This window comes from Ignavibacteriales bacterium, from assembly GCA_026390595.1.
Classification (GTDB): domain Bacteria; phylum Bacteroidota; class Ignavibacteria; order UBA10030; family UBA10030; genus UBA9647.
In genome coordinates this window covers 318596-327709 of the sequence record JAPLFQ010000005.1, presented here as the reverse complement: position 1 = coordinate 327709, position 9114 = coordinate 318596, and the positions used below count along the sequence as shown (strand labels likewise).

The following is a 9114-nucleotide window of genomic DNA, read 5'->3' as shown; positions in this document are numbered from 1 at the left end:
GAACAGTATACTGCCCTGATGTCACATCTGCAACCACGGCTTCTCTAAATGCGGAACTGTATTGACGAACTACCTTTTCCATGGTCCTGGCTCCTGTCGATCGGTAAATGATTACCTGTCAACTTTTTCCAGGACGATACAACTTGTGCCTCGTCTTCCGTCTCACTTCTCACTTTTCACCATCATGTTCTTCAACAGCCCGAAATCAGTTTCAGCCTACAACTCACACCTTCATTTCAATTGTAAGCCCTTGCTGTGGAAGCGGCAGCCTCAGTTCACCGTTGACCAACGGCACCTTCCTGCCATTGACAAGAGCAGATGGTTCTTTCTCTGCTTTCGCAATCGTGAGATCGATCTTCTGGCCGCGCAGCGTAAGCGATGTGTGGACGGTACTCAATCCCTTCAGGAGCCTCGGGTGTATAACAAGTTCATTCGGCGAAGGGCGAACACCAACGAGGTGGTGCACGAGAAACATCACTATCTCCGCCCACGTCCAGGGCACAATGCCCAGCGGTGGAAGCGGCGGGACCGGACGATCTGCATGACACTCGAACCATGCTCCCGCTTTTCCGCCTGGCGCTTTCAGCAGCCAGTCGAGCCCGCGCCATACCTTTTCGTCGTCGCCCGCCTCATAGTATGCCCGGACGATCATCATGGTCGCGAAGGGCCACGATCCGGGGGAGTCGGGTTCCGACGTCACGTTGTACCGTGCGTATCCTCCTGTGGTCCACCGCTGATTCCAGAGTATTTCCATGGATTCGAGGGTCTTGATGGAAACCGGACTTTTTGGGTCGATGAGACCAAGGATAATCGGATAGACGCTTGCGCTGTCGGGATCGCAGTAGGATACCTTTTCAACATTCAGCGGAACTCCCGGCGGCATCGACTTTCGATTCGGCGGCTCGAATGTCTTCTGGACGTCGCCGTTCATCAGTCTTCGTTTGATGAACATGCCATCATCCACGAACGAGAACTTCGGATGGTTGAGGAACGAGCTCTTCATTTTCGATGAAGCCTCAATCCATTTTTTCGCGCTCGCGTTGTCCTTCATCTGGCGGGCGAAATCTGCGGCTGCCTGCAAACCGACGATGTTCCAGACCTGATAGGTGTGTTCATAACCTTCTTTGACGCCGAACGCAGGGTCGCGCTCCCAAAACTCCCGGGAATTTTTCACGAGCCCTGTCGCAGGATCGAGGAACTCCGGTTTCAGAACATAGTTTGCCACCGCTCTGATCTTTGGCCAGTAGCGTTTGATGATCGACTGGTCGCCTGTCCACACCCAATGCATCCACAGCGCGTACAGGAGCTGACCGTTCTGATCCAGCTCGGCAGTTTCGGGTGGTCTCTGTCTGCTCGCGTCCCTCGCGCGGCCTTCGTCGTCGATCGAACGATCGAAAATTCTGCGCAGGGAAATATCGGCGACATCGATGTGGCCGGAGAGAACGCTGCCGATGGCGATCATGCTTTGATCGCGGACCCATTCAAAATTGTATTGCCAGATTCCTGCATCCATTTTGCCGGATCGGGCAACCGCCGCTCTCAATCCACGCACGGAGCTGTTGAACAGGTGGTTGAGACCCTCATGATTTGTTTCACACACCGCCCGCTGGCTCCAGTACTTCTTCGTTTCTTTCATCATGGCGGGGAGGCCTTTTTTCTCGAACTTCGCGCGGGGGACGTCGAGTGTCAGTGCGACAATGGAGGTTTTCTTGCCGCCGGCCGGAATCTCGCCGAACTTGACGTTCAGATGCCTGTCACCGGCTGTGGCCTCGCCGAGACAGAACATTTCCATCGTCCCATACCCTTTTGCCTGCAGCGTTCCCAATGCGCGATCGACATGATAATCGTCAAAGAACATCAGGTTGGGGTACAGAAGAATAGAGCCGGAAACGTTGGCGGAAACCGACCCTTTGTTCTCAATCGTCACGCTCCTCACCAGCGCGGCATCCTGGCTGGGGCACATCAGTTCTTCCCGCACAGTGCAGTTCCCTGCTTCCCATTCCATCACGATGGTCGGCACGCGATCCGGAAACTCCCATCGCACCGTCGACTTTGCAAATTCAGGCGTATAGCCCTTGCCGTCAACCATCGCCGTAAACCTGGTATTCTGCAATCCCCGTTCCGGATGAAAAAGGTATGTGCTCATCTTCCGGGCGAAATGCTCCGAAGACATGAAGAGCAATCCGCAATGAGTGCCGGACTCGGGCGTCGGGGCGGTTTGCACTGCAAAGAGAATCTGACCATTGCCGAGCATGTAATACTCAAGGCCGGGATTGTTTGTCCGAAAATCCCGGTCGATTTTTTGTTCATTCTTCAGTGGAGCATCTTGCAGCGTATCGAAAGAGGGGCGTAACGTCGTAGCGATCGCACCCATCCCGGCATACTTCAGGAAATCCCGTCGTTCCAAACTCATGTTTTGATCTCCAGTTCGGCATACACCTCAGCCAGATAGTTGTTCAGCGTGATCACGTTTTGCCTTGATTTGTCGATCAGGGGGAGGCAGTGCGTTTCGATCGTCACGTGTTGTACGATCTGATCACGGACAATAGCTTTCAACTGTCCCTTCCAATCGATCGCTCCTTCACCCACGGGGACGCATCGGATAAGGGCTCCTTCGCTCGTATCCTTCACGTGTACGTTCGCGATGAGTGCCTTCACCGAATTGTAGCCGTCAGGATACGGCGTTTCCGGCGTTCCGTATCCGTTGCACGGATCCCAGTTCGCGCGCAGCGACGGAGAATTGACGGTACCGATAAGCTTCGCCGTATTTGCACCTGAGTCACACCAGAATCCCGGCTCGTTCTCAACGACAAGCTTCACTCCTTCCTTCTGAGCGACCTCTGCCGCCCGCGCCATCAGTTCTGTTGCCCGGAAGAAATTGTCAGCACTTTCGTTCTGCTCGCGTTGAAATCCGAACACAATTATCATGGATGTGCCAAACTCACGTGCCAGGTCCAGTGTTTTCGGAAGTGTGGTCGAGAGTTCTTTCTCCAGACCGGCAGTCTGCGACAAGGGGAGTTTGAATATTCCCGGTGAGAGCGCGGTGACCGCCAGACCGTTATTCTTGACAAGTGTCTTGATTTCACGCAGCTCGGACTGATCGACTGCGGGGATGCGCCCTGTTTTCAGGACGCGGATTTCAAAGATAGAAATGCCCCATTCAGCTGCGTGGTGCGCGGCCTCACCAAAATCAGGTGACACCTCGTCACTTACGATGCCCAGCGCTATGCGATTCATGAAAGTACTTCCATTGAGTGATGTCGTCTGTTTCGCTCTGTGCGCGCGTCACCGCGGGAGCGAACAGCATTCAGGGTGTTATTCTTTGGTCGCAACTGCTTCGAAACCGATACGCCTCGAGATCAATTCCGACTCACGCTTGAGGATGGCGGCAAGAGTCTCGACGAGTTTTTTGTCCTTACTGCTGCGTTCCGAAGAAATGGCGGTCATGAGCGAAGCCACAACCTTGCCGGAGTGATCCCACAACGGGACGGCGATCGCGCACAGGTCTGCTTTATACTCGCCGTCACAGACCGCATACCCAAGGTGGCGCACTTCATTGAGACGTTTCTTGAGTTTCGCAGCGGTCGCAATCGTTTTGGGTGTGAATTTCCTGAAGCCATGGCGTTGTATCATCTCGTCGACAGCTTCGTCCGTCATGGCCGCCGCGATCACAAGCCCTGTTGCTGTGCAGTGGAAGGGAGACCTGCTGCCAAGCCGCGTCACCATTTTCCAAATCTCGGGCGTGTCGGCACGATCGACGAGAACGACCTCATCGTGATCGAGAAGCGCCAGATAGAAACTCTCCCGGGTTTCGTGGGCAAGTTTGAGGAGGTGCTGGTGTGCAATCGTCTTGAGATCGATTCGGGACAGGGCCGCGTTTCCCCAACCAAGCAGTTTCATGCCGAGGGTGAAGAGCTTTCGCTCTTTGTCCTCGGTGATGACCGAATGCTCATGAAGCGTATGGAGTATGCGAAACATCGTGCTCTTCGGTACTTTTGTCTGGGATGCGAGTTGGGCAAGCGACATGCCCTGCTGGGCGGAAGAGAGAATTTCGAGAACCTTTATCGCACGATCGACCGCGGGGACGGTGTAATTGAGTGCCATAGGGCATCATTTTGCTAATTGAATGGTGTTTAATTAAGGCGTGAAGAATGATAACAGAATAAACCGCGGATGTCAAGAAACAGCTTCGGGGAATCCCGGCGAGATTGTCCTTGAATGACGGTGCTTTTGAGTGTTCCCAACTATGAGAGGTCCGATTTGGACCCCTCACGCAGACGGATGTTCCAACTCCACGAGGGTGTAAGGACCCTTCGGTATGACGGCAATGGTCGCGTCCTCACCAAACTTTTTCAGACCTCGTTTGATCGCCTTTTCGACAGTCGATGCCGATTGAACGAAGAGCTTGTCCTTCTGCGAATCCTGAATACCGCTCGCGACGACAACAACGTCCGCCATGCGCGCCGCTTTTGCGCACTCCTGCAACTGCCACTGATCTATTTCAACGGGATTGTTGTGAATCCAATCATCGAATTCCTGTGCCGTGCCGAACCGCGTCGCCATCGTGGTGAATTGCTCTCCCCCCAATCCTTCGGCACATTCCGCCACCAGGATGAGCATTCCCCCTTTCCTGAGTACCGGAAGGGCTGCTGTCATCCCCTTGATGGCCTGATAGTAGGTAAGGTCAAGTGGAAATCCCGCACTCGTCGTGATGACGATATCCGCTGGCGCGGGTATCGTAGCTCTGACGAATCCGCGCACAGCCTCGACGCCCGCGGCATGAGCCTGGAGCGGATCCCCCGCGAATACACCCGTGATGTTCTTGCCCGCATCAAGCGACACATCGATCATGAAATCATGCCCCGCCATCCGTGCAATTTCCAGAAGTTCATGGTGCAGGGGATTGTGCTCGATGGATCCCTCCCGGCACAGTGGATCGTCAAGAAACCTAGGACTGTGGAGCACCTTGATCGTCTCCTCGCCCGCGTTTCCCGGCGCTATCAATTTGCGTCCGCCTGAAAAGCCAGCCATCAGGTGCGGCTCGATGAAACCGACAGTCAGCTTCAGGTCCGCTTCGACGTACCATTTGTCGATGAAGACCGGCGTGTTCTTCTTCGTAACGCCGAGGTACGCCTGCTCTTCACGAACACTCGCCTGATGATCGACAACCCGGTACCGAGAGACGATTTCACGACCGAGCATCAACTCCTTCTCTGCAGATGTGCTGGGCCGATGAAGCCCGGTCGCGATGAGAATCGTGATCTTCTCCTGCACAACGCCGCCTTCTTCCAGGATCCGGAGTATCGGCGGAAGCAGTTGTTTGTTCGGCACCGGGCGCGTAATGTCGCAGACCGCGATACAGACGCTCCTGGCATTCCCCGCCAGTTCGCTCAGCGGCGGTGACCCTATGGGAGTGAGAAGAGACTTCTCAATGCTCTGTTCAGGATGCGCCAGCGGCGTGGTGGTGCCGAGCGTAAGTACTTTGGCCAGATTCTTGTCCGGCACTTCAATATCCAGCCCGTGCTTGCCGTATGCAAGATGGATCTTCACAGTAATCGCACGCTCACTTTCATGTTACCGTCTGCGCCAACAAGGCTCTTTCTTCTTCCTCTTTCCGCTCAGCCCTCTTGCCAAAGATCCAGAGCGACCCCCCAAATCCCCACAGAATGAGCACCATCGCCGTTACTGCCACAAATTCCAGTTGCTCCAGGTGAGTAAAGAACGCCGCCGCTACCAGGAACCCGAGGAAGATGACCGTGCGGCCAACAAGGGGCATTGTAGAAACCTGCCGCCGTCCGCCACCGTACACTTCCTTTGCCACATCAATCGGCGTGTCCACCTTCTTGAAGAACTCTTCGACGATTTTTCGTTCCTCATCTTTCTCTGCCGCAAACAACCGCGCAAAGAAGAAAAGACTCGCTCCCAGCGAGAGAGCGCTCAGATAGGCAAGCCCAATCTGCAATTGGGGATCGAGGCCGAGCGGATTGCCGACGACTGCACGTGAAAACAGAATGGCCAAACCAATCGCAATTGTTGCAGAAATCAGACCCAAAAGAGTTTTGTTCTTCTTGTATAGCTCCGCCGTCCATTGTGACGTTGCAAAGATTCCAAACGTCATCGCAAAGGCGAGATACACTTGCGGACCAATGTCCCAGCCAAGCAAGAACTTGACCGTTGCTCCGGTGATGAGACCCCAGGTTATTGCGCCGACAGCTGACCATTTGGGGACGCGGCGGAAAATCAGACCGAATGCAAGCGGGACAACCACGGGAATATTGAAGAGTGTGAAGAACGCCTGCATAAGATTGAAGATGCCAAACTTGCTTGTAACAAAGAACACCGCGAGCGTCATCACGATGATACCGATCGTGATCGCGGCGATACGACCCACCTTCAGTAACTGTTTGTCGTCGAGGTTCGGCCGAAACATTCCTTTGTAGATGTCGTGGGAAATGATCGATGAAACCATGTTGTACACGGTGCTCAAGGTCGTCATGGTGGCCGCGAGCATCGCAGCGATGAAGACACCGATCAGCCCGTGAGGCAGGAGCTTCATGACCAACCCAACAAAGACGAGATCCTGCGGGTTCTTCCCGATGAACGGAGTGAAGAACTCAATCTCGCTCAGGTTGGGCCAGTAGACTTTCGCCACCAAAGGCGGGATTCCGAACACGAGAGGGGTGCACAACGCAAGCACCGCAGCCATCCTGCCGACCCGCTTAGCGCTCTTTTCGTCCTTGACGGAATAGAACCTCTGGGCACCTCCGGCCGCAAAGCCGAGGGTTGTAATGATGAGGATGGAGAGCAACCAGTGTTCCGTGTAGTGGACGTCGTTGTATGTATGATCGAATGAAAGCGCGGGAAGTTTATCGAACAAGGTTCCTATCCCGCCGATCAAATTCAGACTGAGGGGCATCACGATGAATGTAATGCCAACCAGGATGACCCCCTGGACAACATCCATAGCCATGTCGCCCCACAAACCGCCAAGGAAATTGTGAAGCATGACGACACTCCCGATCATGATGACGATCACCGTCAGGTCAAACCCGATGATGGGTGCGAAGAGTTTGCACGTCGATGCAAGCTGGACGCCGGCAGAAAGCGTGAAGTTTGTCGCGATCACCCAGCTGAGAAATTGCTGCGTGGTGATGTTGTAGCGCGTAAGTGTGTACTCAAGTGGAGAAATCGAGCGCGTGCGCCTCCACTTCGCAGCCGTCAGGCTTGAACCAGCCCAATAGGCAATTGGACTGATTGCGAAATAGAAAATCGTGAACCATCCGGTGGTATACGCGAACCCTGCGGCGCCCGTGAACAACCACGCGCTGAAGTTTCCCATATACAGAGAGATGCCGGACATCCACCACGGTATCATGCTGCCGCCGGTGAAATACTCCTTTCCTCCTTTGTTCACTTTCATGAAGAAGAGACCGATCCCCATAATGATCAGGAAGTACGTGAAGACCACGATCAGGTCAAAGGTGTTAACTGACTTCATGCGGTTTCCTTTCGAGGTTAGATGACGAAGGTGACAACAACTCTTTTCTCAAACGTCTTGACGGGCATCATGCTCGCGCCGATTCCTTAATTCCAATGGCAGCCAGATGCATAATCGCCTCCTGGCTTGCATCAGACCTCTGAAGCTCCCCTGTGATTGTTCCATCACGCATCACGTAAATCCGGTCTGCAAGCCTGAGTACCTCGGGGAGCTCAGAAGAGATAAGCACGACCGCAACGCCGCTCCTTGCCAACTCGATGATGAGATGATGAATCTCTGCCTTTGCCCCCACATCGATGCCCCGGGTCGGCTCGTCGAGCATCAGGATCGTGGGCTTGAGCCAGAGCCATTTTGCGAGAACCACCTTCTGCTGATTTCCGCCGCTCAGAGTCGAGACTTCTGCCTCTTCCGAAGAACTCTTGATGGAAAATTGTGCCGAACTCGTGCGCGCAAGCGTCGTCTCCGATGGTCCGTTGATAAAACCCAATCGCGAGAGAAGTCGCAGGCCGGTCAGCGAAATATTGTGCTTCACCGATTGAATGGAGATGAGTCCCTCTCCTTTCCTGTCCTCCGGCACAAGCGATATTCCACGCCGGATCGCATCCTCCGGATTCCTGATCTCCACCCGCGAGCCATTGATCTCTATGGTGCCGGAATCCATCCGGTGCAAGCCAAAGATGGTTTTTGCAACTTCGCTCCGCCCGGAACCTACCAGGCCTGCCAGCGCGACGATCTCTCCTTTGCGCACGTTGAATGAAACATTGCGCACGCGGATCGATGATTCGCTGACAGACATTCCCTGAACGTTCAGTTTCACGTCGGAAGGCTCTTTTCGCTCGGAGCCGGCGGGCATCTCTTTGAGATCCCGCCCTACCATCATTTTGATGATTTCCTTCTCAGTCGTTGTTGCCACCTCAACGGTCCCAACATAGTGGCCGTCCCGCAAAACGCTGGCGCGATGGCACAATTCGAAGATTTCCTTCAACCGATGCGAGACATAGAGAACTGTCAATCCGCCGGCGTTAAGTTTCTTCAGCAGGTCAAAGAGGATTTCCGTCTCGTGTTCTGTAATTGAGGCCGTCGGCTCGTCGAGGACAAGAATCTTCGTCGAAAACGCTATGGCTCGTGCTATTTGGACGAGCTGGATGTCGGCGGGACTCAGGTCCGCCAGTGTCGTCGTCGGAGAGATATTGAGCTCAAGCCGGGCAAGTGTTTCTTTGGTCCGCGCATTGAGCGTATTGAAGTCCACGAAGCCGGGCATCCTGGTGGGTTCCCGGCCGAGGAAGATGTTCTCGGCCACCGTCATGTGGGGAACGAGATGCGGTTCCTGATAGACCGTGCTGATGCCCTCATGTTGTGCATCGACAGCGTTCTTGAATGAAGTCTTTGTTCCAGCGACAGTGATGCTGCCGGAGTCCTTTGAGAGGACGCCGGAAAGTATTTTCATCAACGTGGATTTTCCCGCGCCGTTTTCCCCCATCAGCGCGTGGATTTCCCCTTTTCGGATGGAGAAGCTGACAGCGTCGAGCGCTGTCGTTCCACCGAACCGCTTGGTGATATGTTCGAATTCGACTATGGGTGCCATGAGTATTTCACTTCATTACACCAGAGTGTAC

At 54.3% G+C, this 9114-nt stretch carries 6 protein-coding genes; all 6 read right to left on the bottom strand.

Features of this window, described 5'->3' with window-relative positions:
* Window positions 1-223 precede the first annotated feature (223 nt).
* Window positions 224-2413: a hypothetical protein gene (locus tag NTU47_01940; protein ID MCX6132550.1), complete on the bottom strand. Its 2190-nt coding sequence runs from the start codon at window positions 2411-2413 to the stop codon at window positions 224-226.
* On the bottom strand, window positions 2410-3237 hold the full coding sequence (locus NTU47_01935; GenBank protein ID MCX6132549.1) for a sugar phosphate isomerase/epimerase: 828 nt from the start codon (window positions 3235-3237) through the stop codon (window positions 2410-2412). The genes NTU47_01940 and NTU47_01935 overlap by 4 nt, the downstream gene beginning before the upstream one ends.
* A gap of 78 nt (window positions 3238-3315) precedes the next feature.
* Window positions 3316-4104 carry an IclR family transcriptional regulator gene (locus NTU47_01930; protein ID MCX6132548.1) on the bottom strand — a complete coding sequence of 263 codons (789 nt, stop codon included), beginning with the start codon at window positions 4102-4104 and terminating at the stop codon, window positions 3316-3318.
* Window positions 4105-4269: 165 nt separating this feature from the next.
* Complete coding sequence (larA, locus tag NTU47_01925; GenBank protein MCX6132547.1) at window positions 4270-5550, bottom strand: nickel-dependent lactate racemase; 1281 nt, start codon at window positions 5548-5550, stop codon at window positions 4270-4272.
* 19 nt (window positions 5551-5569) lie between these two features.
* Complete coding sequence (locus NTU47_01920; protein MCX6132546.1) at window positions 5570-7498, bottom strand: hypothetical protein; 1929 nt, start codon at window positions 7496-7498, stop codon at window positions 5570-5572.
* 67 nt (window positions 7499-7565) lie between these two features.
* Window positions 7566-9083 (bottom strand): sugar ABC transporter ATP-binding protein, encoded by a 1518-nt coding sequence (locus NTU47_01915; GenBank protein MCX6132545.1) that lies wholly within the window; start codon window positions 9081-9083, stop codon window positions 7566-7568.
* Window positions 9084-9114: the final 31 nt, after the last annotated feature.